Consider the following 25,927-nt stretch of genomic DNA (forward strand, 5'->3'; position numbering starts at 1 on the left):
AAGGATTAATATTTGAATTTAAAAACTCTTTCTAAACAATCTTTTGCATAATTTATAAAAGTATGACCACAAATGCCACCAAAACCAAAATCTGCAAAATTATAAACGGTATAACCCCCCTATAAATATCTGTAGTTTTTATAGACGATGGCGCCACTCCCTTTAGATAAAACAGGCTAAAACCAAAAGGCGGAGTCAAAAACGAAGTCTGTAAATTCATAGCCACAATAATGGCAAAATATAGAGGATTGATACCCAAATTTGCAACTATCGGCACTAAAATAGGCAAAACTATATATGATATCTCAACGAAATCTATAAAAAATCCAAGAGCAAAAATTACAATCATGGTTAATAGTATAAAACCCCATTTTTCACCGGGTAAATTTGACATTACCTCTTCTACTATCTCATCTCCTCCCGTATAGCTAAAAACCATTGAAAAAGCAGTTGCGCCGACAAGGATAGTAAATACTATGGCCGTGGTTTTTACAGTCTCTTCAAGGGTTTCTTTTAGCATTTTAAATGAAAATGTCTTATAAAATATGGATAAAACTAGAGCTCCTACGCAACCAAATGCAGAGCTCTCAGTAGGTGTGGCAATACCGTTAAATATAGAACCCAAAACAAGCAATACAAGCACAAGAGGAGGCAAGATAGCCTTGAGAGCATTAAAAATTTGTTTGCTCTTTGGAATTTCGCTTTCTGTGACAACAGACGGAGCGTAATCTTTATGTAGATAAGAAACAACAAGAATATATACTATATATACACCAACAAGAGTTAGTCCTGGAGCTACGGCACCCTTAAATAGATCGCCCACAGGCACGGAAAACACATCGCCTAAAATTATAAGCACTATAGACGGAGGAATGATTTGCCCAAGAGTTCCTGATGCGCATATGGTTCCACAGGCTAAAGATTTATTGTATTTATATTTAAGCATTACAGGAAGGCTCATAACACCCATTGCGACGACACTTGCGCCAACAACTCCTGTTGAAGCCGCAAGCAAAGCTCCTACTAAAACAGTGCTTATAGCCACACCACCGCGAATTTCACCAAACAAAAACGCCATTGATTCAAGCAAACGCTCAGCAAGCTTTGTCTTTTGTAAAACAATACCCATAAACACAAATAGTGGAACGGCGATGAGAATTTTATTCTCCATGATTGAGAAAATTCTATATGGCATAAAAGCAAACATCTCTTTAAAAACTTCAAGTCCGCCAATAAAGCCGCCACCATCTCCAAAGCTCTCAACCATGCCACCAATAAGACCAAAAAGAACCGCAACAGCTCCAAATGTAAAAGCGACAGAAAAGCCTATACCAAGCATCAAAAGAGCGGCTATAAACATAACTATACCGGTCATTTTACCCTCTTTTCTTAGCTGCTATATATAAATTTAGATGTTTTATAAAATATCCTATACTAAAAAATATCAAAAGATAGAATGATAAAGGAATAAACGCCTTAATAATCCATCTATAAGGAAGCCCACCGGGATCGCTACTTCCTTCACCGGATTCATAAGCCTCTAATACATAATCAAACGAAAGCCAAGAAACCAAAAGCGCAATAGGAAGTATAAAAAATATAACACCTAGCATATTGATTAAGGCCTTTGTTTTAGGACTAAATCCCTCATAAAAAACATCAACTCTTACATGCACATCTTCTTTTAGAGCATAGCTCATGCCAAGCATGATAATAATCGCAAAAAAGTGCCACTCAAGCTCTTGAAGTCCAACATTTCCGTATTTAAAAAAATATCTTGCAACGACATTAAAAAACACATCAACTATCATTAATAGCATAACAAACATACAAATATACCCGATGATATTAGCTAATTTATTAAAAAACATCTCCGCTTTTAAAAGTTTTTCTTCCACAACCCTACCCCACAATCTGCTTAATCATAATCGCCACAACACAACTTGGCGCAACAAATCTAAGTAAAAAATACCAAATTTCAAAAATCACAGCTCCCATATATGGTACAAATAGCGCACTCAAGCTCTCTTTTTTCATAAAAAATCCAACAAAAATCGCTATAACTATACCTCCAAGTGGCAGCATAATATTTGAGCTTATATAGTCTAATATATCAAAAAACCCTTTGCCAAAGAAAGTTAGATGATCTTTAAAATTTTCTATATTTGATAAAGCACAAAGAACTCCTAAAATATATACGCTCACCCCCACTATAAAAATGGCTTTAGAACGAGAAATTTTAAACTCTTTTGTTATATAAAATATCAAAGGCTCCACCATAGAGATAGCAGATGTAAGTCCCGCAAAAACAAGGGCTGTAAAAAACGCAAAGCTTAGTAAATTTCCTATAGCCCCAAGTTTAGCAAAAAGCGTAGGAAGCGAGATAAAAGCAAGTCCAACACCTTGACTTGGCTGCTCGTTAAACTCAAATACAAATGTAAATACGATAAGTCCTATAACAACGCTAAATACGATGTTTAGAATAACTACATATAGAGATGATGTAAACAAATTTGTCTTATCATCAAGACTGGTTGAATAGGTAATTATCGCGCCAATTCCCACGCACATTGTAAAAAATGCAAGTCCAAGCGCCATAAATACGGCTTCACCAGTAATCTTTGAAAAATCAGGTACTAATAAAAATTTAGCAGCTTCGCCAAATCCGCTCATCTGCATTGAGTAAATTAGCATCAATATTAAAAGAATAGAAAAGGCAGGTAACAACCATAAATTTATACGCTCTATCCCTCTTTTTACACCCTTTGCAAGGATTATAAAATATGCAAAAAGCGCTATAGTAAAATATAAAATTTGACCTACAATATCGCTTGATATAAATTTAGTAAAATTTTGAGCTGAGTCACTTATCTGAGAAGGCAAAGAACCTAAAGACAAAACGGCATATCTCATAACCCAACCTATAATGAGTGTATAAAACGAAGCTATAAATACACCAGTTATCATCATTATTCCGGCAAATCCCCAAAATTTGGAATTTGACGGAGCCAAATTTTTAAATGCATTTACTGGATCCGAATTTGAAATTTTACCCATAACCATCTCTGCAAAAAATATGCTAAGCCCCACTATAACGGCAAAAACAAGATACAAAAGCACAAAAGCGGAGCCTCCGTTGCTTCCTACCATATACGGAAATTTCCAAGCATTACCAAGCCCTATAGCAGCACCTACTATAGATAGGATAAAACCTATTTTAGAAAATTTATCACTCATTTTATTTTAGAATTTGATATATCATAATGGCCAAAACAGCAACAGGTATTACAAATCGTAGCAAGAAATACCATATCTCAAACATGGTTTTATTCATAAAACCGCTAAATAATATGTATATACCCTCTTTTTTGAGCACAAAACCCACAAATATACTAAATGTAATTGCACCTACTGGCATTATAAGATTTGAAGTTAAATAATCTAATATATCAAAAAATGGTTTTCCAAGCAGCTTAAATGATGTCGGCTCATAAAATGAAAGTATGCAAATAATTCCTAAGCTATATACAAAGATGGCTATATATACCAAGGCTCTTTTACGAGAAATTTTAAGCTTATTTATAAGATAAAATGTAAAAGGTTCTATCATAGAAACCGCACTTGTAATACCAGCAAAAAGAAGCGATGTAAAAAATGCTACAGCAAGAACATTGCCTACAACTCCAAGTTTAGCAAAAAGTGTGGCAAGAGAGACAAATATTAGCCCTGGTCCTCCTTGAGTAGTATCACCGCTATATGCAAAAACAAAGGTAAATACTATAAGCCCCATCATGATACCGACTAAGATGTTAATAAATATGATAGATAGGGTTGATTTGACCAAATTTGCTCCATCTGGCAAGCTAGCAGCATATGTAGGCACAGTACAAACACCCATAGAAAGTGAGAAAAATGCAAGTCCTAATGCCTGAAGAACAATATCTGGAGTGATTTTACTAAAATCTGGCACAAATAAAAACTCAGCAGCCTTAAAAAATCCATCGCCCATAGTAAGAGAGTAGGCAAGCATGATTAAAAGCAAAATAAAAAGCGATGGCATCATCCATACATTTAGCTTCTCTATGCCGCTTTTTATACCTTTTGAGACTACATAAAATACGATAAAAAATACTATGCTAAAGCACATGGCCGAGCTTACAAAATCATTAGTTATAAGATTTCCAAATGCCGCACCAGCCTCATCGGTAGTAGATGGAAGACTTGAAAAGCTCAAAAATATATATTTTAATATCCATCCTATGACAAGTAGATAAAAAGAAGCTATAAGCACTCCTCCTATCATAAAAAATCCTGCCATAGACCACTGTTTTTTATATTTAGGAGCAAGTTTTTCAAAAGAGTGCACAGGATCTGTTTCTCCAAGCTTTCCTATGCTAAGTTCCGCTAAAAATGCGACAAAGGCTATACCAAAAGTCAAAACTAGATAAAGGACTATAAAGGCTGAACCGCCGTTATTGCCAACCATTGTAGGAAATTTCCAAGCATTTCCAAGACCTACGGCAGATCCTGCCATCGCTAATACAAAGCCTATTTTTGAGAATTTATCTTGCACGGATTAACCTTGAGATTCATAAAATTTGGATTTTACATTATCATAAAAAAACTTTTAATTTTTTAAATTTGATTAATAGAATAGTAAAAAACGAAACAATATAAAAATATTTTGTAAATTTGTAACACTTTCATTATATTTCCTATTTTTTAAATTTTTAAGTAATTCAAAGCTAATTTTATATAAAATACGAGTTCAAAAAGTTTCAAAGTAGGGGATAAATCCGAAATGACTTTAAATTTCTAAGGAGAATTCATGAAAAAGTTTCTTTTTCTAATGGCAGCATTTGCTTCTTTCGCATTTGCAGCAGATGGTGGCGAAATGCTAAAATCTTACACAGTTCTTGCTGCGGCTATAGTTCTAGGTATAGCAGCTTTTGGTGGCGCTATAGCTATGGGAAATACAGCTTCTGCAACAATTACAGGAACAGCTAGAAACCCTAGCATCGGAAGCAAACTTATGACAACTATGTTCGTTGCTCTTGCGATGATCGAAGCACAAGTTATCTATGCTCTTGTTATTTGTTTGATCCTTCTTTACGCAAACCCAATGTTATAATAACTCAGCCCGATTACGGGCTGACTCTTCTCTAATTTTACTTCTGTTGCGATCATGGTGGAATTGGTAGACACGCTATCTTGAGGGGGTAGTGCCAGTAGGTGTGCGAGTTCAAATCTCGCTGATCGCACCATTTAAAACTTATTAAAATTGATAAATATAGAATAGAAATTTATAGTATAAAGGAGCAAATTGCCCCTTTATACTCCTACATAAATACAGGAATTGTAGTATTTTTAAGAAAATATCTAGATGTACCGCCCAAAAATATTTCTAAAAATCCGTTTTCACCATGTCTTCCAGCCACTATAAGATCGAAATTCCCATCTTTTGCGCTCTTTAAAAGAGCTTCTCCAGGCACTGCCGTAGTAGTCACTATTTCAAAAGTAGCCTTGATATCATGGATATCTAAATATTTTTCAAGCTTTTTCAAGCTTTCTTCTACAGACTCATCGTTAAGGCTTGTTCTGCAAGTTATACAATGAACCCTCTTGGCTTTCTTTAAAAGCTCTATCGAGCTTGAGAGAGCACGCGAATTTTGGATAGAGCCATTCCAGCTAACTAAAATATTATCCGTGCTAAATTTCTTTAAATTTCTTGGTATTGTAATAGCAGTTTTTCCACTTTTTAATACTGCCGCTTCAAATGTACCGGTTATCTTGCCATCAAGCGGTACAGCAGCTATGACCATATCACAAAATTTAGACTCCTGCTCTACCAAAATACTTCTTTTTCCACTTTTTGTAATGAAATTTGCACTTGCTCTGCCTGTTGGCTTATCGCTTATTTCGATATCAAGTTCTGCACAAAGCTTTTTAAAGATCTCTTCATTTTGATTATGTTCCACCTTAAGCTCATTATGAGCAGCTTTTAAAAACTCCTCATATAAAACACCGCCCCTAAGAGCCATTTTCATATTATACACAACACTTGGATCAAGCTGAGAAGCCAAAATTTCTACATAAGTATCAAAATGCTTGGCTATAAGCAAAGCACCATACATACGTTCTTTTACATCATCTCCTGCACCTATTGGGAAAAATAACTTCTTACACTGCACGATACTCTCCTTTTAAATTTTACTCAGCTAAAACAAGGGAAATTTTATGCCCTTTTTGCTCACTTACTTTTACTCTCACCACATCGCCTTCTTTTAAAGGTGTAGAAATTTTAGAAATATGAAGCAATCCGTCAACTCCATCTTTTAATCCTACAAAGGCACCAAATTCTACTACTTTTTTGACCTCTCCTTCAAATTCATCGCCAATATTAAATGTAGGTTTTGACTTCTCTTTATCTCTGTCTCTGCCGTCTCTTCTCTTTCCGCCACCAAAGCCGTTTTTAGAGACATCTTTTGAGACTATTTGGATGATATAATCTTTTGCCGCATCAACCTTTGTCTTTTGAGCTCCTGCGATTTTTACCTCACCTTTTTCTCTATCAAGATCTATTGATACCTCAAACTTCTCTATAATTTCTTTTATAGTTTTTCCAGCCTGACCGATAATATCAACTATCTTGCCAGGATCTACGCTAAATAACTCAAGCTTAGGTAAAATTTCTTCATTTACAGCAATTTCCTTATCGGCTTTTTCCATTAAGTTTAAGATATGAAGTCTGCCCTCTTTGGCTTGCTCAAGAGCTTCTTTTAGCACTTCCAGACTAATTCCGCCAAGCTTTATATCCATCTGAAGCGCGGTTATGCCATCCTTGCTACCCGCAACTTTAAAGTCCATATCTCCATCGTGATCTTCAAGACCCATTATATCCGTCAAAACGGCATGTTTATCACCTTCAAATATAAGCCCCATAGCCACGCCGGCAACAAGTTTTGCACTATTTACACCTGCGGCGCGAAGTGCTAATGAACCACCGCAAACGCTGGCCATAGAGCTTGAGCCATTAGATTCTAAAATCTCAGAAACCAAACGAATAGTATAAGGGGAGTTGATATCTATACTAGGAGATAAAGCACGTTTAGCTAAATTTCCGTGCCCTAGTTCGCGTCTACCAGGTGCTTTTAGAGGACTAGCTTCACCGACGCTAAATCCAGGGAAGTTATAGTTAAACATAAATTTATCAATAACAGCCGACTTTTCTGTTAGCATATCATACATTTGCGCATCGCTATCAGTGCCAAGAGTCGCTACTACAAGGGCTTGAGTCTGACCTCTTGTAAATAGACAACTTCCGTGAGCATTTGGCAATATATTTGTCTCTATAGAGATTGGGCGCACATCCTTAAGCCCTCTGCCATCTGCCCTTGTTTTTTCATTAATAATCTGCTCTCTAACCATCTTTTTCTTAAATTTGCCAAGGACGTTCATTATCACATCCTCGCTCCAGCCCTCTTTTTGAGCAACATCATCAGCAAAAATTTGCTTAGCTATCTTTCCTAGCTCACTAGCTCTTTCACTTTTTGCCATTTGATTGATCGCAAATTTTACCTCTTTTGTATAAAACTCATCAAGATAGATAGCAATGCTTTCATTCTCTATTTCCGGTTTTAATTCAAGCTGTGCGTCCTCTTTTTTATGAGCCAAAAACGCCTCTTCATATGCATTAGACGCTCTAAGTATGGCCTTGCCGGCTTCAGATATTGCCTCTAGTATCAAATCTTCGCTAAATTCATTCATGTCTTGCTGCAATATTATTCCGTCATTGATATTTGGATCCATCATAGGATCAATCGCCATCATCGGTACCGCTTCACTCTTTGCTTGAGCGATACTTCTCATCTCTATCATCAAAAGCTCATCTTTAACACCGGCCACATAAAGATCAAGTGCGCTTGTTTTTAGTTCGCTATTACTAGGATTTATAACAAATTTATTATCTATATATCCCACTCTTACACCGCAAACCGGTTGACTTACAGGAATATCGCTAAGATATAGTGCCACTGAGGCCGCATTTAAGGAGACCACTTGCAAATCCACTTCCGGATCTGCAGATAGAACCATTACCACAATTTGAGTAGGATACGCATAGCCCTTTGGAAAGAGAGGTCTTAAAGAGCGATCTATAATACGAGCCGTTAGGGTCTCAAAATCACCAGGTTTTGTCTCTCTTTTAACATATCCTCCAGGAATTTTGCCCGCAGCATAGGTCTTTTCTATATACTGAACCGTTAGAGGTAAAAAGTCCTCTTCTACCTGCGAATCTTCACGAGCAACAGTGGCTAAAACGACAGTATTTTTAACTCTTAGCAAAACAGCTCCACTGGCTTGTTTCGCGACTTTATTTATATCATAAATTTCAACTTGATTATTTACTTCTATTGAATATTGCATCTATTTAACATCTCCTTATTTTTGTAATGGTATATAAAATGGACTCTCCTCAAGTATGGAGAGAATTACCTCTGGTTTTGGCTCGATCTTATTTTTGTAATAAAAATCCACATCTATAAAATTTACTATTTTGTGAACTGCAAAAATATTATCTACAAGCGGCGCAAGCACATTCGCAACATCTACTGCTATAGAAGGTGTGGCATAAGTGACTGATTTTACTCTCTCTTTAATAAGAGTTTTAAGGCAGGTAAGCGCTGTAAACCCTGTCTCGCAACCCTCATCAATAAGTAAAATATTTCTATTTTTCAAATTCTTGATTAAATTTCCCTTTCTGTATTTATAAACATTTTTTAAAATTTTTTCTTCGTATTTTCTCTGAGCCTCTCCATATATAAAATCATAGCTTATATTAAATGATTTTATGAGCTCATCATGAAGAACTATATCATCAGCTTCGCTAACCATGGCAATTTCGCATTCAGGATTGTTTGGCGCAAAAACCCTCTCTGTAAAAAGCATCTCATAGCTTAGCTTTAACTCTCTTGCAATAACATCCACCAAAATTACAGAATCAATAGAGGAGCAGATTAGTAGATATTCGTTTTGAATAAGCTCTTTTTTAGGTAAAATTTCAAGCAGCTTTTTTGCAGCATCAAGCTGATTTTCAAACATAAGATCATCTAGATTGACCACGATACTCACCTGCCTTCTTCGTAACTTTCACCAAGTGAAAAGTCATAGTGAATACCACCCATAGGATAAAAATTGACCATAAGATATACACCCTTTGATTTTTTAGAGGCTGAACCGCCGCTTGTGCTTGTAGGCTCAATCTTTTCTTCATAAAGAATAGAGTAATTCCAGCACTTTCTCTTATGAGCAATACCTAGCCTCCAATCTTTTGTATATGCTCTTTGCAGATCATATTGAAGTCTACCAAGAAGCTTATAATTGTACTGTAAATTTATAGAGCCTGTCCCGCTTATAAAATTTTGCACCTCTTGCTCACTCTTTTTCTCGTATGTGTGCCATAATCCTAAGCCAAAATATCTATTATCGTGATTAGCTCCAGTTTGAATCTTTTCAATATATTTATGCTTATGCGAATACTCAAGTTTGTTATAAAATGATAAATTCGTCATAGGGTAAAACCCTATGATATTTTTTAGATTAGAGTACCTACTATCTTTAGTATAGTATCCTTGCGAGATAGTGTGTCTTAAAAGCTTTCTGCCGTCTTGATTGAAAAAATACTGAGTTAGCCTAGCAGCCACCTCATCTTTAGTATATGGAGAGTTTATAAAGCTTTGATATTTATTACCGGACATATCGTAAACATAAGTATTTTGATCATACTCTATAGTCTCATAGTCATCCGGAAGCTCTCCATTATTATAGCCTCTAGTTATATAGTCTATTCCTAAATTTAGACTATGATAAAAGCTTTCATAAGCCTTAGCAATATCGGTGTGAAGTGAAAATTTATGAGAATTTTCTATGTAGCTTGCGCTATTATCTTCGGCCCCAGTAGGTCTATACATCTTATTTGAGTAATTTATCTGAGTTGCATACAAATGGTTATGATATGAAAACGTTAGATAATCTTGCAAAAACAGAATATGAGCTGACACTGGCAAACTAAATTCATGCTGTGTAGCCTCTACACCGATTTTTCTTGTATAGTTGCGAGAGTAAAGATCTACCGAATAAATAATATTTGGCAGCAACAAACTATCGGTATATTTATGATATTGAAAACTTGGATACTCTTGCAAAGTATCTTTATTCTCATTTACATTACCAACTTTTGCAGTATCGATATAATATCTGGCATAACTACCAAAATAATGTTTATCGCTACTTATAAAATAATTTAACTTAGAAGTTACAAGCGAATTTTCCTCACTATTATCCCCGCTTCTACTTTTTAAATTGATAAAATCTATATCGTTAAGCTTGGTAGCATCCAGCCACAATCCCTCTTGTAAATCACTATCTATAAGATGCTTTACTAGCCTGCTGCGTTCGTATTTGACTTCTACGCCCTTATGTGTTTTGTTTTTTAAAGGAAGTCTATTAGAGTTTTGAGATATCTGCTTTTGTCTGTAACTATCTTTATCGCTAAAGGTTCCAAATCCTATAGAGCCGCCCGAATAAGGGGAGTCCGCAAATCTAAATACCGTATAAAGCCCAGACCCTCTAAGAGTCCTAATCTGAGGATCAAGCTGCAGATCCCAAGAGTTATATTCGGCTATGTATATTGGCTGTCTGTAAAAAAATCCACCGTTTTTATTATATCCCAAATCCGGAGATAAAAGTCCCGTTCTACGCCTAGTATCAGTGGAAAATCCAAAGTAAGGCAGGTAAAACATAGGGATATCATGTATATATAAAACTGGATTATAAAGATGCAGGTATTTACTCTCTTTATTTAATTTTCCACTACTAAATTTTATTTTCCAGTCTGGATTTTGTACGTTGCAGCTAGATACGATAGAGCCTCTTGTTTCATAGTATTTAGAATTGCTCTTACTTTCGTCATTTTGCATCCATACTTCCATGCCTTTATTCATGAGGAATAAAGCCTCGTAGCTGCTATCTTTACTATTTAGGTCTATCTTTGCGTAATTACAACGAGATACTTCCTCTTTGCCGCGCATTAAATTTACATTTCCAAAAAGCTCTAAAACTCTACTATCTTGATTATATACAGCTCTATCCGCACTCATTGTATATTCTTTGGAATAAACCAGTACATTTTTATTTGCTGTTATTATATTTGCCTCGCGTTTTACGTCATCTGCCAGCAGTTCAAAGTCCTGAATATTTGCAAAAACGCTCACAAACGAAACAACTAAGACAAAAAATAGTCTAATAAACATCAATCACCACTGTTTTTGCAAATTTGTCATGCCAAGTTTGAAGAAGCGGATTAGAAAACGCCCAGATACATCCTAGAAAAAATACATTTTCACTCACAACTCTCATTAGCGCCCTAATGATAGAAATTTTAAAATTAGGCTTATCAAGCAAATCAGTATCTACACATACAATTTTCATCACTATTTTACCTATGCTGGCGCCATAATACCAAGTAAAAAATGCCTGATATACGACTTTAAGAGCAAAAATTTGAACTAATAAATTTGAAGTCATCATAACAGTCTCTTCGTAGCTTTTTACGACTTCAAGCATATCCCAATATATAATCAAAAATAACATCGAGAGCAAAAGCTCGTCTATTGCGTAAGCAAGTGCACGCTTTTTAAACGGAGCTAAAGTTATATTTTCACGCTGTAGTTTATCTATGATATTTTGGCTCATTTTTTATCTTTGCCAAGCATCTGCCAAGCTATATCTTTTCGGTATTGAGAGCCTTGAAATTTGACATTTTCGCAAAGCTCATAAGCTCTATCTCTGGCCTCTTTTATGCTTTTAGCAACACCTACACACACTAGCACCCTGCCTCCATCTGCATAAATTTCGCCATTTTCTTCACTAACTCCAGCATATGCGATATGAGAGTTTTGAGGCACTTTTAAAACTTCTATATTGGCTTTTGGTGTACTTGAATATGGGTAGTTTTTGCTAGCCATTACAACTCCAACCGCAAATTCATCTTTTAGCTTTACCTCTTTTAGTTCACCTTTTGCGGCATTTAGTAAAATTTCACTTAAATTTCCATCTATTAATGGCATCAATACTTCACACTCTGGGTCTCCAAAGCGTACGTTAAATTCTAGCACGTAAGGCTCATCATTTACTACCATAAGCCCTACAAAAAGCACTCCGCAAAAAGGATTGCCTTCTGATTTCATTCCTCTTAAAGTAGGCTTTACAACCTCTTCTTCTACCTGTTTTATTAGCTTAGTCGTCGCTAACGGACTTGGGGCATATGCTCCCATTCCACCCGTATTTGGTCCTTCATCATTATCAAGAAGTCTTTTATGATCTTGCGCCACAGGTAGGCTTACGAAATTTTCACCATCACAGATAGCAAAGAAACTTAATTCAAATCCATCTAAAAATTCCTCTACTACTACCCGCTTACCGGCATCTCCAAAACTCTCTCCACTGAGCATTTCTTTTGCGCTAGACTTTGCTTCTTCTTTTGTTTTGGCGATTATTACACCCTTTCCTGCGCATAGTCCATCGGCTTTTACTACAATAGGAACGTTTAAAGAGTCTATAAATTTACTAGCCCTATCAAAATCATCGGTATTTAGATATTTTGCGGTTTTTATACCGTTTCTTGCTAAAAAGTCCTTCATAAAGGCCTTTGAGCCTTCAAGTCTAGCGGCACTTTTGCTAGGTCCAAATATCAAAAGTCCATGCTCTTTAAAAATATCCACCACTCCTTCACTAAGCGGAGCTTCCGGGCCTACAATAGTTAAAGTAATATTATTTTCTTTAGCAAATTTTGTCAGTTCGTGATAATCTTTAAATTTTAAGTTTTTTCCGAGTTTTGAAGTAGCACCGTTTCCGGGTGCAAAGTATAAATTTGATACGTTTTTTTCGCTTTTTAGCTTAAGACCTATTGCATACTCTCGTCCGCCATTTCCGATTATAAGGATATTCATAGTAGCTCCAAATTTTAATACCCAAGTGAGCGGTGTGTAAGTAAGTGGCCCTAAAACTAAAGCCAACCTTGCAAATAGGCGATTTCCTTTAGGTTGCAACTTCTCGCGCTTTTTGGGCGTTCAGACAAAGCCACATCGCACAGATACCGCACATCTTCGCCAATACTAATGTGTTGGACCCAAAAAAATACACTGCCAAATCACTCAGGCAATTAAATTATATAGTGATTTTGCTTAAAGTAATGTTTTAGCAAGCTCTATGCAGTAATCCACGCTTTGAATTTCGCTAGTTATGGGCTTTGTGAATTTCATGAGCTCACCGCTTGTGGTTTTGCCTATACTGACGGCTTTATAGCTATCGTCCCAGCCAAAATTTAAGATGAAATTATTTACAGCTGAAGGAGCGGTAAATATCAAGATGGAGTTTGATTCTGGTTTATGCTCTACTCCTACCCTTTTACACGCATTTTGATAAGCTATTACCTGGGTTATATCACATCCATTTTCTCTTAAAATTTCACCCACTCTTGAGGCGGTCTTTTTAGCTCTTAAAAACAGGGCTTTTTTGCCTTGTATTAAAGGTGCAATCTCGTAAGCAAATTCGTTTCCGTGAGAGTTTTTGGCTATATAAATTTGCTCAAATCCAACCTCTTTGGCGGCTTTCGCGCAAGGCTCTCCGATAGCGTAAACTACAATATTTTTTTCAATATTTATATCGTTAAATTTTAAAGCGTTTATGGAATTTTTAGAAGTGACTACAAGCACCTCAAAAACAGCTAAATTCAGATCAAATTTTAAAAACTCAATTTCGCTAAGATTTAGATTTATTATCTCTTTATCGCTACTCTTTGTGTTAGAAACTAAGAAAATTCTAGGCATTGCAGACCTTTTAACTTTGTTTGATTATATCAAAAATTTACTTATCTCACTCCAGCTTAAAATTAACCTCTCAAGGCTAAATTTTGCATTTGCAGGACTTGTTGAAGGAAGTTTTATGATCTCTTTTTTAGTGGCTTTTAAAATCTGCTCATTTTGAAATTTTTTAGAAATTTCATAAGCCTTATTGCCATTTGTAAACACTTGAGAAATGCTCGCAACTTCAAATATAGGCTCTAAATTTGACGGGCTTATCTTAGTCATTTTGGCATCACTTGAACCAGTTATTTCACAAACAAGAGCCGCGTCATAAATTGCAATCTTATGCTTTATTAACAATTCTATTTTCTCATCGGTATTTTTTGGAAGCTGACAATCTAAAACTGCCGCAAGCACTCTCCAAAAACGATTTTGAGGATTGGCATAGTAAAATCCCTGCTCTCTTGAAGCAACCGAAGGAAATGAGCCTAAGATTAGAATTTTAGAGTTTTTGTCAAAAATCGGCTTAAATGGATGCGTGAGCAAACTATTCATCTTGTTAGCTCGAAACTTTGATCTATGAGATCAAAAATTTGCTCTGCCGAAATTTCGCTATCTAAATTTATACTTATCCAGTGCTTTTTATTCATATGATAAGCGGGCATTATGCGCTCATTATCACAAAGAATATAGGCAAGAGACGGATCGCATTTTAAGTTTAATATATTCAATTCGGCGCTATATTTCTTAGCAATTTTCTCATTTAGTTTTTTGGCATCTACGGGCAGGAGAGCGGCAAACCATTTTTTATTTTTCGGATGTCTAAAAATGGCTATTTTAGGGCTTCTTTGGAATATAAATTCAGGGGCGATATTAAATTTGTCCTCGATATACGACACTATCTTATCTTTTAAATTTATACCGCCCATCCACCGCTCTCGTTTTTTAAGTGGATTATACCAAAATCCATATGCAGCGTGTAAAACTAATCTCTAGTAACTATTAACAACATCTTAAATTTATCTTTTATTTTTAAAGCATGCGGTATCTTTCCTGGCATTACGATACTATCGCCTGATTTTATATCAAATTTTTCATCAGCTATAGTAAGCTCCATCTCTCCGTCAAGAGCAACCAACAGAGCGTCTCCTGGTGCGGCATGCGTTGAAAGACCTTGTGCGCCATCAAAACTCATTAGGGTCATAGTGCCGTTCTCGTTTTTTACAAGAGTTTTACTCACAACCTTACCCTCTTGATACTCTATCGCATCAACCAAACTAAAAATTTCAGCCTTTGGCAAATGATTTACCATCACGTTCTCCTTTAAATTTATTAAGATCATCTTAGTTTTCTCTTTAGTCTCAAATTTACGCCAATAATCTTTGGCTATAAGAAAGCCGCCGTTTTGCTTTAGATCAAATTTTTCATCTTCGTAAAAAAGTGAAATTTCTCCTTCTAAAACCCAGGCCAGCGAATCGCCAAACCTCTTCTCCTTGTCAAGTTCTTCATCCTTGTCAAGAGCAAACAAATCTATATCTAAATTTTTGCTTGAAAATAGCCTTTGGCTTACTATGCCGCCGCTTTGGAAATAAATTTCATCTTTAATATTGTATATTTTTGGCATTTTTACCCCTTTGGTAATTTCGGACAATTATAGTGTGATTTAATAATATTTTTATAGATTTAGATCAATGAATTGATATTTATTTACATTTTATCAAAGAAGCTGGATTTTAAAATTTAAAATCCAGCAAAGTATATAATTACTCCCACTCTTCATATAAAGCTTGTTACCCATTACAAAATAAGCATTTGCAAGGTTCTTATTTGCACATATTCCATATTTTCATCGTTTTTATATGTGTTTTTTAAGCAAAATACTTGAAAAGTACTTCAATCCTATGAATTTCAATCAATAATTACCAGATAATATTCATTTGAGTTTAATTTTGTTAAGTTTCTCTTTGTAGCTTTTTTATATCTATTATCAATATTTTTAGCTATTTTAGCATCAATATATTATCAGTTATAATTCTATCTTAGCCTCTCATTATCTCTAAAACATAGAATTAGTATAACAAGTGTAGAATAGTAAGGTATAGTATATTATCATTAAATAGGTATCACCTCACAGGAATGCACATAAGTCGAAAGTATTTATTTTCTATTCTCACACTCTTCCTTGAAAGAAGTTCAATAGATTCAAAAGCTTAATTTTAAACTATTTTAACAGTTCAGGTTCGAAATAACTGAGAAAATCAGTGTGGTCTTTGGTTTTTCATCCATTACAATGCCAGTTCCAGTTTGATTATCCTAAAAATGATTCCTTATTATTGTTTGTTAAAATATTTAAACGACTACAACTTCAACTTAAAAATATTGTGAAATCAATTTTCCAATATCTATATCGGCAATATCAAGTTGGATATCAATATTTGTAATTACTTCATTCATAAGTTCATCTATATCATTTTCATTTTTAAAATAGTTCTTATAGGTAAAGACTTCATCTTTATTTTCTTTTTCAATTTTAACTTTTATTAACTTCCAAACTAATTTAATAAAATAAACATATAGATTATTCCATTTCGCTCTGTCCATTATGTACTGATCAGTTTTAATCCACATATCCATTAACTTTTTAGAGCTCTTAATGTACCTACAAATTATTGATAGAACTGTAAATCTGGCTAAGCCATATTTTGAAACCCCCTCATTTCCAATTACATCGCCGACTTGACTAATAATCGTATAGATATCATAATATTTTAAAATATCCGACGCTTTTATATTTCTATTAAATACATCAGAATACCGTTGATCAAACATAGATGCTTTTAAATGCGTTAAATACGGCTGGAATTTATAACCAGATATAATTAATTGAGCAGCTAACCCATTGTCTATAGAATTATGAGATATGGTTTCTCCAGCTTTGCTAACATATGAATAATCTAAGTCATATGCATCGTTTATCTCTTCGAATTCCCTCTTTAACCTTAATTGAACAGAATCACTTGACCTCAAATCTTTCATACTTATAGCATTTTGATTATTATTATAGGTTGAAATCAATTCTGTTAATGTTGAATTATTACCTACAGTTGAAATTTTAACTAACGTTCTGATAATTGGACTAAGGCTCTCTTCTTCGGCTTTAAACGTGAGTATTGATTGAGCACCATTTACGACAGAGTAGTTTTCTATAGTTAAAGTTGATTTTTCACTATCTAAAGCCATTTTTTCACACACTATAGATATACCATTGTGAAAAATTGGGAAATACAGGTTCTCTTCAGTGTTATTGATTGTTTTTCTAATTGATCTGTTGACTCTGGTATTTCCTAAGTTTAATCGCACATTTTTATTAAACAATGTTAGATCTCCTAGCCCATCTAGCTCAATTAATTGTGACGCTGGAAGAACGATAAATAGTGATCTGATTCCTTTGTTGCTATCAATATCTTCAAGAATAGATTTCGAAAAGTCTAAATCTGTAAATGTTTTAGTACCTGATACTAGTGGTTCTTTCTTTATATACTTGTATCTATCTTTCATTAAATTCAAGTCGCAAAAATACAAATTGTCAAAATTTTCTTTATAGTCAGCTGCTTCTTTAGATGGTAACGAATTACTTATAAAATGCATTTCAACATTATAATCTGACACTTTTTCTATTATATTAAAATCTTTAACTAAGGCTTTAACTTCATTATTAGCATCACTATTTAATAAGTTTTGAACATTTTCTTCATTTTTAAAAAACGCCATTGCTCCCGCTAATCTTTGAAGGTCTTTATCACCAAAAGTTACATCATTGTTCTTTTTATATTTTCCTTGAAATATTAAAATTCGCATTTCATGGTCATCTACGAAAATTGCATCTATCCCCTTATCTTGTGTTCCATCACAAATCAAAGTTTAAGCAAGACTTCGATCAATTTCATACATATAAATAAGAGCCCATAAAATCAGTTCTTTGCTTTCAGACCTTCCTGGAACACTTAATACTTTCATTTCTTCTCTTACCATTTTTTGAATTTCATCATGTTTTTTTTCTTGCACAGCATTCTCCATTTTTTATTATTATAAAATAGTTTTTATGCTCCTCTTTCCTTTTATTTGCCCTAACCATATCCCAAGACTCTGCCTACTTCACTACTAGTTGTATTATATAACTATAGTTTCCGGAATACCTACTCCCATTCAATCGTTGCAGGCGGCTTAGAACTTATATCGTAAACTACGCGGTTGATGCCATTAACCTCATTTATGATACGGCGAGAAATATTTTCAAGCAAATCATAAGGAAGTCTTGAGAAGCTAGCCGTCATACCGTCGCTCGCATCTACAACACGGATACAAACTGCGTTTTCATAAGTGCGGTTGTCACCCATTACGCCGACTGAATTTACATTTAGGAGTACGCAGAACGCTTGCCAAGTCTTGTTATACCAACCTGTTGATTTAAGCTCATCGCGAAGTATCACATCAGCCTTGCGAAGAAGCTCAAGGCTAGGCGTATTTACCTCTCCCATTATACGTATGGCAAGTCCAGGACCAGGGAATGGATGACGGAAGACAAGATCACGAGATAAACCAAGTTCAAGCCCAAGTTGGCGCACCTCATCTTTAAAAATTTCTTTTAAAGGCTCAATTAGCTCAAAGCTCATCCAGTCAGGCAAGCCTCCTACATTATGATGGCTCTTTATGGTTTTGCCGGCACCAACGACAGAACTTTCAATAATATCAGTATACAGGGTGCCTTGGGCTAAGAATTTTACATTATCGTGTTTTTTGGCCTCTTTTTCAAAAATTTCTATGAAAGTTTCGCCTATTATTTTGCGTTTTCTCTCAGGATCGGTGACGCCTGCGAGTCGCTCGAGGAAAGTCTTGCTAGCATCGATACTTACGAGCTCTACGCCAAGCCTTGTCCTAAAAGTGGCTTCTACTTGCTCTCTTTCGCCAGTTCTTAAAAGTCCGTTATCGACAAAGACAAGTATTACATTTTCAGGTATCGCATTAGCTAAAAGTGCTGCGGTTACAGAGCTATCCACGCCACCGCTTACAGCACAAAGAACCTTTTTATTTCCTACCTGCTCTTTTATCTTTGCGATTTGTATTTTAGCAAAACTTCCCATATTCCAAGTGCTTTCACAACCGCAGATATATTTAGCGAAGTTCTTTAAAATTTGTGAGCCAAATTCGCTATGTTGCACCTCTGGATGAAATTGAAGTGCATAAATTTTGCGTTTATCGTCTCCAAATACGCAATAAGGCGAATTTTCGCTAATAGCAAGTGCCTCAAAGCCATTTGGAATATTTTTAACATAGTCGGCATGACTCATCCATACTATCTGTTTTTCAGGAGTTCCTGTGAATAAACCATGCTCTTTAATTATGCTAAGTTCAGCCTTGCCATACTCCTTTTGGCTAGCTAATGCAACCTCTGCCTTATTTACATGAGCGATTAGCTGCATACCATAGCAGATACCAAGAATAGGCACTTTTAGCTTAAAAACACCATCGTCGCAAAAGTAAGCATCGCTTGCATATACGCTTGCAGGTCCACCACTTAAAATGATGCCTTTTGGCTTTTTAGACTTGATATCTTCAAGCTTGGCATTAAATGGCAAAATTTCCGTATATACACCCTGCTCACGTAATCTGCGAGCTATCAGCTGAGTGTATTGAGAACCGAAGTCTAAAACGATAATATCTGATGTAGTCATAAAAAATCCTAAAATTTTATTTAATCGACCATAAAAATGGGCGACATAAACTCTTTTGTCGTAAAATCAAAACATAGCTAAAGCGCAAATGCTTAAAATTGATTAATCCTATCTGTCTTTCTTGCGCTTTCTTGACTTTCGCCAGTATCATAAAATGGATTAGCCTTATATCCGCAACCGCTCAATAAAAAGATTAATAAAAAAGATGCTAAAATCCATTTATGAAAGATGCTAAATTTATTATAGGCCATATTCTAAATAATCCTTCGTATAAAGAGCTTAAAAGCCGTAGCGAGTGCTTGGAATTCACCAAACTACTTAGCTTAAACCATCAACGGCTAATAGCTTTTTGCTATGTTAAAAATAACATTTTATTTTTTGCCCTACTTCATCCGCTAGGACTTCAGGAGCTAAAACGAGATAATAATATAAGTATGATAAAAGGCTTATTAAAAATTTATTGCAGCGTCAATAAAGATAGTAAATTGGCTCAAATTTCGGATATAAAATTTTTCGTAGCTAAAAATTTACGCTTCAAAAAAGAAGCAAAAATTTTACCTAAAATTGTAAATTTTGAAAAATCCAAAGGAGAGTTTATAAATTTGGCCAAAAATCCACAAATCTATGCCAAATTTGAAGCTATAAGAGAGAAAATAAAAGCGAATTTAGATGCTAATAGATGAAATTCGCTCACTTCCAAACAATCCAGGGATCTACCAATATTTTGACAAATTTGGCAAGCTTCTTTATGTTGGTAAAGCAAAAATTTTAAAAAACCGAGTAAAAAGCTATTTTAGCTTCACGCCGACTCTTGCGCCATCGCCAAAAGTAGGTCCTAGAATACATAAAATGATAAGCGAAACCACTCATCTTGAGTATATAATAACTCCAAGCGAAGCTGATGCTTTAATTCTTGAAAACTCGTTTATAAAGCAACTTAAGCCAAAATATAATATCTTGTTAAGAGACGATAAGACCTACCCTTATATCTACGTAAATTTGGATGATGAATTTCCAAGGTTTGATATCACAAGAAAGATAGTAAAAGGCAAAAATATTAAGTATTTTGGGCCATATTTTAGAGGCGGAAGAGAGCTTTTAGAGGCCTTGCAAATGAGTTTTAAACTAGTGCAAAGCAAAGCCGCACTTAAAGCAAAAGGCTCATACTTGCCATATCAAATAGGATATTCAGAGGCTCCGCTTATAAGCAAAATTTCTACAAATGAATATGCAAAAGTAGTCAATGCTGCAATATCAGCACTGCAAAATCCAAATTCTTTAATAGCAAATTTAACAAATCTAATGACCAAGTACGCCCAAAATGAAAACTACGAACAGGCGGCAAAAATCAGAGATAAAATAAATGCCATAAAAGATCTGGATACTAAAATAGAGGTAGATCTGGCTAAGCTTGAGGACTTTGAGGTATTTGCTATAAATTCTTGTCAAAATATGATCTGTGCGGTTAGATTTAGCATACAAAACGGCAAAATAAGCGGAGTAAATCAAAATATTACAAATTTAAAAATGAATCTTGATAACGATACAAACGATGCCTACAAGCAAATAATCCTAGAGAGCTTTCCTATCGATATGCCGGTAATTAGTTCTAAAATTTACACACTTGATAAATTTGAAGACTCGGGCTTGGTAGAGGAAATTTTAACCGCTAGGCATAGTAAAAAATTTAGCATATCTACACCAAAAATAGGCGAAAAAAAACGAATTTGCGATATGGCGGGTAAAAATGCGGAAATTTCTATACAAAACTATCTAAAAACCCATGATAACGAGCTTTTAAAAGAGATAAAAGAGTATTTTTCGCTTACTCATACTCCATATACTGTCGAAACCTTTGATAACTCGCATATGTTTGGCAAAGCCTGTGTCAGCGCTATGATAAGGTTTGAGCATGGAAATTTCATCAAAGACAAATACCGCCACGTCAATCTACAAAGCAAAAACGACTACGATCAGATGCGAGAGATGCTCATAGAAAGGGCTCTTAGGTTTGATAAAATTTCCGCTCCCGATCTTTGGATAATAGACGGAGGGCAAGCCTTACTAGATCTGGCTAATGAAATTTTAAAAAGTAGCGGAGCAAACGTAGATGTCATAGCAATTTCAAAAGAGAAAATAGACTCCAAAGCCCACCGCGCCAAGGGGGCTGCAAAGGATAAAATTTATACGAATTTAGGCTCATTTTTGCTTGCTACAAATGATAAAAAATTGCAGTTTTTTCAAAGACTTCGCGATGAGGCACACAGATTTGCCATAACGTTTCACCAAAAGACTAAAAAAAGAGAGGATATGGAGGCCTCAAGGCTGATACAAGCCGGAGTTTCTCAAGGAAGCATAGCCAAGCTCGTTAAATTTTATGGAAATTTTGAAAATATACTAAATGCAAATTTTGATGAGATAACTAAAATAACAAACAAAAGCGTTGCGGAAAAAATAGAGTTAATAAAAAAATAGTATTAAAGATTAGGGTTTTAGCCTTTGAGGAAATTAAACCGCAAAGGCTAAATTTGTATAAATTTATTTTTTGCTATTTTTATCCTGAAGACTGTCGCCCTTAAACCAATTTATAACCTTATCAAATACGCTTTCATCGGCACTGCTTTTGCCGTTTTCTATACCAAAGCTTTCTTGAAGTTTTTTAAGCATCTCTATTTGCTCATCGGTTAGCTTACTAGGCGACTTTATAGAAATTTGAGCTATCAATCGCCCTACTTTTCTACTATTTACGCTTTTTATCCCCTCGCCTTCAAATACGAACTGCTGCTTATCTTTGGCGCCTATTGGTAACTTTAGATCTGTTGATCCGTTAAGCGTAGGTATTTTGATAGTTTCTCCAAGAATCGCTTGAGTGAAAAATACAGGAATTTCTATGTATACGTCATTTCCGTTTCTGATAAAATGTTCATCTGGCTCAACCGATATACTCACATATAGATCGCCTCTGCTTCCATCTACAGAAAGGTTGCCTTTGCCTGCCACTCTCATTCTCATGCCGTTATCTACGCCGGCTGGGATATTTATGGTGACGCTTTGCTTCTCCTCATCATAGCCTCTGCCTTCGCATTTACCGCAAATATCTTTTACGATTTCGCCGGTCCCGCTACAATATGGACACTCTTGAACAAAGCTCATAAAGCCTCTTTGCTGGCTTATTCGCCCTTTTCCTCCACAATGAGGACAAGGCTTATACGCACCGTCTTTTGAGCCTGTGCCTTTGCAACTTTGACAAGGTTTTTTAATACTAAATTTTACTTCCCTTTCTACTCCAAAAACAGCCTCGTTAAACTCTATATTTACAGGGATTTCAAAATCAAGAGGATACTTATCAAGGCTTCTTTTTCTCCTGCGATCGCCTCCAAAATCACCGCCAAAAAACGAGCTAAATATATCTCCTAGATCAAAATCGGCACTAAAGCCTCCGCCAAATCCTCCGGCACTACCCTCAAGTCCTGCCTTGCCGTATCTATCATAAATTCTACGCTTCTCCTCATCGCCTAATACCTGATAGGCCTCATTTACGAGCTTAAATTTCTCTTCGGCCTCTTTATCTCCCTGATTTCTATCCGGGTGATATTTAAGCGCAAGTTTTCTAAATGCTTTTTTTATTGTTTCGGAGTCGCTTGTTCTACTGATCTCTAGAATTTCATAATAATTAATCTCCAAAAATTCTCCTAGTTTTTTTAATTTTAAAAATAGATTTTATCCTATTGAAGCTAAAATTTAAATTTTAATTTACAAATAGCAAAACTAGGCGCTAAAAGCTATTTGTCATATAATTTAACAATTTTTAGTTATAATAAGCACCAAATCAACACAGAAAGGTTCATAATGATTAACGTTTTGATGATCGAAGACGATCCAGAATTTGCTCAAATTCTATCAGAATACTTAGATAATTTTAATATAAAAGTCACCAACTACGAAGATCCTTACCTTGGACTAAGCGCAGGCATCAAAAACTATGATTTACTAATTTTAGATCTTACGCTACCTGGCATAGACGGACTTGAGGTATGCAAAGAAATTCGCGAAAAATACGATATACCTATTATTATTTCATCGGCCAGAAGCGATATAAGCGATAAAGTCGTAGGACTTCAAATAGGGGCTGACGACTATCTTCCAAAGCCTTACGATCCAAAAGAGATGCACGCCAGAATAATGAGTCTAATCAGAAGATATAAAAAATCTCACGAAAACGTAGAAGAGGTAGTGGATTCAGCCTTTAGAATAGATGAAAAAAGACATGAAATTTATTACAACAATGAGGCGTTAACACTAACTCCTGCCGAATATGAAATTTTAACTTATCTTATCAAGCAACATAGCTTCTCAGTATCAAGAGAGCAACTTGTCTATAATTGCAAAAGCTTAAAAGACAAGGATTCAAAGAGCTTAGACGTAATTATAGGAAGACTGAGAACCAAGATAGGGGATAACTCAAAAAATCCAAGGCACATATTCTCGGTTCGCGGTATAGGCTATAAGCTAATAGGATGATAAGATACTCTATCACCACTAAAATCACCGTAGTATTCGTAATCGCGTTTTCGCTTGTTTGTATGTTGCTATTTACATTTGGCAACATACAGCTTAATAATAAAAAGGTCAAAGACAAGCAAGTAAGCGCAATAAATTACCTTATTACGCTATATGAAAAATCAAATCCGCCAAGCGATTTATCGCACTATTTTAAAAATTTTGGACTATCCTACATAGATAATAAAAATTTAGTCACAGAGATAGTAAATAACGGACATCCGGTATTTGCTAAACAAACTCCTTTAGGGCTTATACAGTCAATTCACTACAGAGATAATCTATTTTTACAGATAAAAAATCCGGCATTTCAAATTTTGCTTGAAAGCAACGATGCAAAAAACATAAACGATCCGCTTTGGATAGGATTTTTTATTACGGTAACACTACTTGTATCACTATATATCTCTGTTATAAACTCTCTTGCTCCACTTAAAAAGCTCAGTAAAGATATACGTAAATTTGCTAGCGGAAATATGGAGGTCGAAATATCAGCAAAGACTGCGCAGTCTGATGATGAAATTTCTCGTGTGGCGATTGAATTTGATAATGCAGCAGCCAAGATAAGAGAGCTTATAAAATCTAGGCAATTATTTTTACGAACAATAATGCACGAACTAAAAACCCCTATAGGAAAGGGTAGAATTGTTGCCGAAATGGTTCAAAACGAAACTCAAAAAAATCGTCTTATAACTATCTTTGAAAAGCTTGACATGCTAATAAACGAATTTGCAAAGATAGAGCAACTACTCTCAAAAAGCTATGCCCTAAACTATCAAGAGTGCTTCTTTTCCATAATAATGGAGCAGGTCAGAGATATGCTTATGCTTGATAAATTTGAAGAGAGGGTTATTTGTGACTTTAATGATGATATGCTTTTGAGAGTTGATTTTCAGCTATTTGCTTTGGCGGTTAAAAATTTAGTAGATAACGCCCTAAAATATGCTGATGATAAAAAAGCCCAGGTAATCTGCACCAAAAATGAAATTTATATTAAAAATTTAGGCAAGCCTCTTGAGAAACCTATAGAATACTATATGCAAGCCTTTATAAGAGAAAAAAATAGCAAGAGCGCAGGAATGGGGCTTGGACTTTACATCATAGATCATATATGTCAAATGCACAAATTTAACTTATCTTATTCTTATGAAGATGGATATCATATATTTTGCATCAATACAAAACCCAAGGTAGCCGCTTGAGAAAAGGACTTGAGAAATTTAACGAGCTTATAGCAGCCTTTGAAAAGCTTCCAGGAGTTGGCAAAAAATCAGCCCAAAGATTTGCCTACCATGTTTGTTTAGGCGATAGCTTCGGAGGACTTAAACTGGCTCAAAGTATAGAAGACGCGGTTAGGTTTACTAAGAAATGTCAAATTTGCGGCGGACTTAGCGAAGATGAAATTTGTGATATTTGTAGCGATGAAACGAGAGATAGAGCGTTACTAGCAGTGGTAGAAAATCCAAAGGATATATTGATACTTGAGCAAAACGGAATCTATTCAGGGCTTTACTTCGTGCTTGAAGAGCTTACCCCAAAAATCATAGAAGATTTAAAAAACTGCATTATTAAAAACGGCACAGAAGAGATTATATTCGCATTAACTCCAAATATAAACAGCGATGCGTTGATAATTTTCATAGAGGATCAACTTAAAAATTTAGATGTAAAATTTAGCAAGATCGCTCAAGGAGTCCCTACCGGAGTAAGTTTAGAAAATATCGATCTACTCTCGCTTATGAAAGCTATTGAGAGTAGAACGAAAATATAACC

Annotated in this window: 24 protein-coding genes and 1 tRNA gene; 7 read left to right on the top strand and 18 right to left on the bottom strand. The window is 35.1% G+C overall.

Going from position 1 to position 25,927, the window contains the following annotated elements; genetic code table 11:
* Nucleotides 1-52: 52 nt before the first annotated feature.
* From CDOMC_RS07270 to CDOMC_RS07285, 4 genes are read right to left on the bottom strand one after another with little or no spacing between them, the layout of a single operon-like run.
* On the bottom strand, nt 53-1,375 hold the full coding sequence (locus CDOMC_RS07270; protein WP_172128987.1) for a TRAP transporter large permease: 1,323 nt from the start codon (nt 1,373-1,375) through the stop codon (nt 53-55).
* 1 nt (nt 1,376) lies between these two features.
* Nucleotides 1,377-1,871, bottom strand: a complete 495-nt coding sequence (locus CDOMC_RS07275; RefSeq protein WP_172129678.1) for a TRAP transporter small permease subunit — start codon at nt 1,869-1,871, stop codon at nt 1,377-1,379.
* A gap of 31 nt (nt 1,872-1,902) precedes the next feature.
* A complete protein-coding gene (locus CDOMC_RS07280; protein WP_172128988.1) occupies nt 1,903-3,237 on the bottom strand; it encodes a sodium-dependent transporter in 1,335 nt (444 codons plus the stop codon).
* 1 nt (nt 3,238) lies between these two features.
* Nucleotides 3,239-4,573: a sodium-dependent transporter gene (locus CDOMC_RS07285; RefSeq protein ID WP_172128989.1), complete on the bottom strand. Its 1,335-nt coding sequence runs from the start codon at nt 4,571-4,573 to the stop codon at nt 3,239-3,241.
* Nucleotides 4,574-4,828: 255 nt separating this feature from the next.
* On the opposite strand from CDOMC_RS07285, the gene CDOMC_RS07290 reads away from it, so the two are divergent.
* Both CDOMC_RS07290 and CDOMC_RS07295 read left to right on the top strand, forming a co-directional pair.
* On the top strand, nt 4,829-5,131 hold the full coding sequence (locus CDOMC_RS07290) for a F0F1 ATP synthase subunit C (protein ID WP_169974289.1): 303 nt from the start codon (nt 4,829-4,831) through the stop codon (nt 5,129-5,131).
* A 48-nt stretch (nt 5,132-5,179) separates the two neighbouring features.
* Nucleotides 5,180-5,264: transfer RNA gene (locus CDOMC_RS07295), tRNA-Leu, on the top strand.
* 75 nt (nt 5,265-5,339) lie between these two features.
* Here CDOMC_RS07295 and CDOMC_RS07300 read toward each other — a convergent pair.
* The 13 genes from CDOMC_RS07300 to guaA form a co-directional block, all read right to left on the bottom strand.
* Complete coding sequence (locus CDOMC_RS07300; protein WP_172128990.1) at nt 5,340-6,191, bottom strand: universal stress protein; 852 nt, start codon at nt 6,189-6,191, stop codon at nt 5,340-5,342.
* A gap of 19 nt (nt 6,192-6,210) precedes the next feature.
* Complete coding sequence (locus tag CDOMC_RS07305; protein WP_172128991.1) at nt 6,211-8,424, bottom strand: polyribonucleotide nucleotidyltransferase; 2,214 nt, start codon at nt 8,422-8,424, stop codon at nt 6,211-6,213.
* Between the two features lie 15 nt (nt 8,425-8,439).
* Nucleotides 8,440-9,099: a phosphoribosyltransferase family protein gene (locus tag CDOMC_RS07310; protein WP_172129679.1), complete on the bottom strand. Its 660-nt coding sequence runs from the start codon at nt 9,097-9,099 to the stop codon at nt 8,440-8,442.
* 26 nt (nt 9,100-9,125) lie between these two features.
* Entirely contained in the window at nt 9,126-11,309 is a 2,184-nt protein-coding gene (locus tag CDOMC_RS07315; RefSeq protein WP_172128992.1) for an LPS-assembly protein LptD, read from the bottom strand.
* Complete coding sequence (locus tag CDOMC_RS07320) at nt 11,299-11,751, bottom strand: RDD family protein (protein WP_172128993.1); 453 nt, start codon at nt 11,749-11,751, stop codon at nt 11,299-11,301. The genes CDOMC_RS07315 and CDOMC_RS07320 overlap by 11 nt, the downstream gene beginning before the upstream one ends.
* Complete coding sequence (purD, locus tag CDOMC_RS07325; protein WP_172128994.1) at nt 11,748-13,007, bottom strand: phosphoribosylamine--glycine ligase; 1,260 nt, start codon at nt 13,005-13,007, stop codon at nt 11,748-11,750. Before purD ends, CDOMC_RS07320 begins: the two co-directional genes overlap by 4 nt.
* Before the next feature lie 234 nt (nt 13,008-13,241).
* Entirely contained in the window at nt 13,242-13,886 is a 645-nt protein-coding gene (locus tag CDOMC_RS07330) for a uroporphyrinogen-III synthase (RefSeq protein WP_172128995.1), read from the bottom strand.
* A gap of 24 nt (nt 13,887-13,910) precedes the next feature.
* On the bottom strand, nt 13,911-14,417 hold the full coding sequence (locus tag CDOMC_RS07335) for a DNA-deoxyinosine glycosylase (RefSeq protein WP_172128996.1): 507 nt from the start codon (nt 14,415-14,417) through the stop codon (nt 13,911-13,913).
* Nucleotides 14,414-14,791 carry an MmcQ/YjbR family DNA-binding protein gene (locus CDOMC_RS07340; RefSeq protein ID WP_172128997.1) on the bottom strand — a complete coding sequence of 126 codons (378 nt, stop codon included), beginning with the start codon at nt 14,789-14,791 and terminating at the stop codon, nt 14,414-14,416. The genes CDOMC_RS07335 and CDOMC_RS07340 overlap by 4 nt, the downstream gene beginning before the upstream one ends.
* 56 nt (nt 14,792-14,847) lie before the next feature.
* Complete coding sequence (locus CDOMC_RS07345; RefSeq protein WP_172128998.1) at nt 14,848-15,486, bottom strand: cupin domain-containing protein; 639 nt, start codon at nt 15,484-15,486, stop codon at nt 14,848-14,850.
* Nucleotides 15,487-16,232: 746 nt separating this feature from the next.
* On the bottom strand, nt 16,233-17,720 hold the full coding sequence (locus CDOMC_RS07350) for an AIPR family protein (RefSeq protein ID WP_218975670.1): 1,488 nt from the start codon (nt 17,718-17,720) through the stop codon (nt 16,233-16,235).
* Nucleotides 17,721-17,783: 63 nt separating this feature from the next.
* Nucleotides 17,784-17,927, bottom strand: coding sequence for a hypothetical protein (locus CDOMC_RS07355; protein ID WP_172129001.1), 144 nt, complete (start codon nt 17,925-17,927; stop codon nt 17,784-17,786).
* A gap of 131 nt (nt 17,928-18,058) precedes the next feature.
* Complete coding sequence (gene guaA, locus CDOMC_RS07360; protein WP_172129003.1) at nt 18,059-19,594, bottom strand: glutamine-hydrolyzing GMP synthase; 1,536 nt, start codon at nt 19,592-19,594, stop codon at nt 18,059-18,061.
* A gap of 221 nt (nt 19,595-19,815) precedes the next feature.
* Here guaA and CDOMC_RS07365 point away from each other — a divergent pair, with 221 nt between their 5' ends.
* Both CDOMC_RS07365 and uvrC read left to right on the top strand, forming a co-directional pair.
* Complete coding sequence (locus CDOMC_RS07365) at nt 19,816-20,277, top strand: hypothetical protein (RefSeq protein ID WP_172129005.1); 462 nt, start codon at nt 19,816-19,818, stop codon at nt 20,275-20,277.
* Complete coding sequence (uvrC, locus tag CDOMC_RS07370) at nt 20,264-22,069, top strand: excinuclease ABC subunit UvrC (RefSeq protein ID WP_172129007.1); 1,806 nt, start codon at nt 20,264-20,266, stop codon at nt 22,067-22,069. The genes CDOMC_RS07365 and uvrC overlap by 14 nt, the downstream gene beginning before the upstream one ends.
* A 63-nt stretch (nt 22,070-22,132) precedes the next feature.
* On the opposite strand, the gene dnaJ is transcribed toward uvrC, so the two are convergent.
* Nucleotides 22,133-23,278: a molecular chaperone DnaJ gene (gene dnaJ / locus CDOMC_RS07375; RefSeq protein ID WP_172129010.1), complete on the bottom strand. Its 1,146-nt coding sequence runs from the start codon at nt 23,276-23,278 to the stop codon at nt 22,133-22,135.
* A gap of 165 nt (nt 23,279-23,443) precedes the next feature.
* Here dnaJ and CDOMC_RS07380 point away from each other — a divergent pair, with 165 nt between their 5' ends.
* Genes CDOMC_RS07380 through recR form a run of 3 tightly spaced genes read left to right on the top strand, consistent with a single transcriptional unit; the run spans nt 23,444 to nt 25,925 of the window.
* The gene (locus CDOMC_RS07380) at nt 23,444-24,115 is read left to right on the top strand and encodes a response regulator transcription factor (protein ID WP_169974319.1); all 672 of its coding nucleotides are present in this window, start codon (nt 23,444-23,446) and stop codon (nt 24,113-24,115) included.
* A complete protein-coding gene (locus CDOMC_RS07385) occupies nt 24,115-25,356 on the top strand; it encodes an ArsS family sensor histidine kinase (protein ID WP_172129680.1) in 1,242 nt (413 codons plus the stop codon). The genes CDOMC_RS07380 and CDOMC_RS07385 overlap by 1 nt, the downstream gene beginning before the upstream one ends.
* The gene (recR, locus tag CDOMC_RS07390; RefSeq protein ID WP_172129012.1) at nt 25,353-25,925 is read left to right on the top strand and encodes a recombination mediator RecR; all 573 of its coding nucleotides are present in this window, start codon (nt 25,353-25,355) and stop codon (nt 25,923-25,925) included. The genes CDOMC_RS07385 and recR overlap by 4 nt, the downstream gene beginning before the upstream one ends.
* Nucleotides 25,926-25,927: the final 2 nt, after the last annotated feature.

This window comes from Campylobacter sp. RM16192 (assembly GCF_004803855.2).
GTDB lineage: Bacteria > Campylobacterota > Campylobacteria > Campylobacterales > Campylobacteraceae > Campylobacter_A.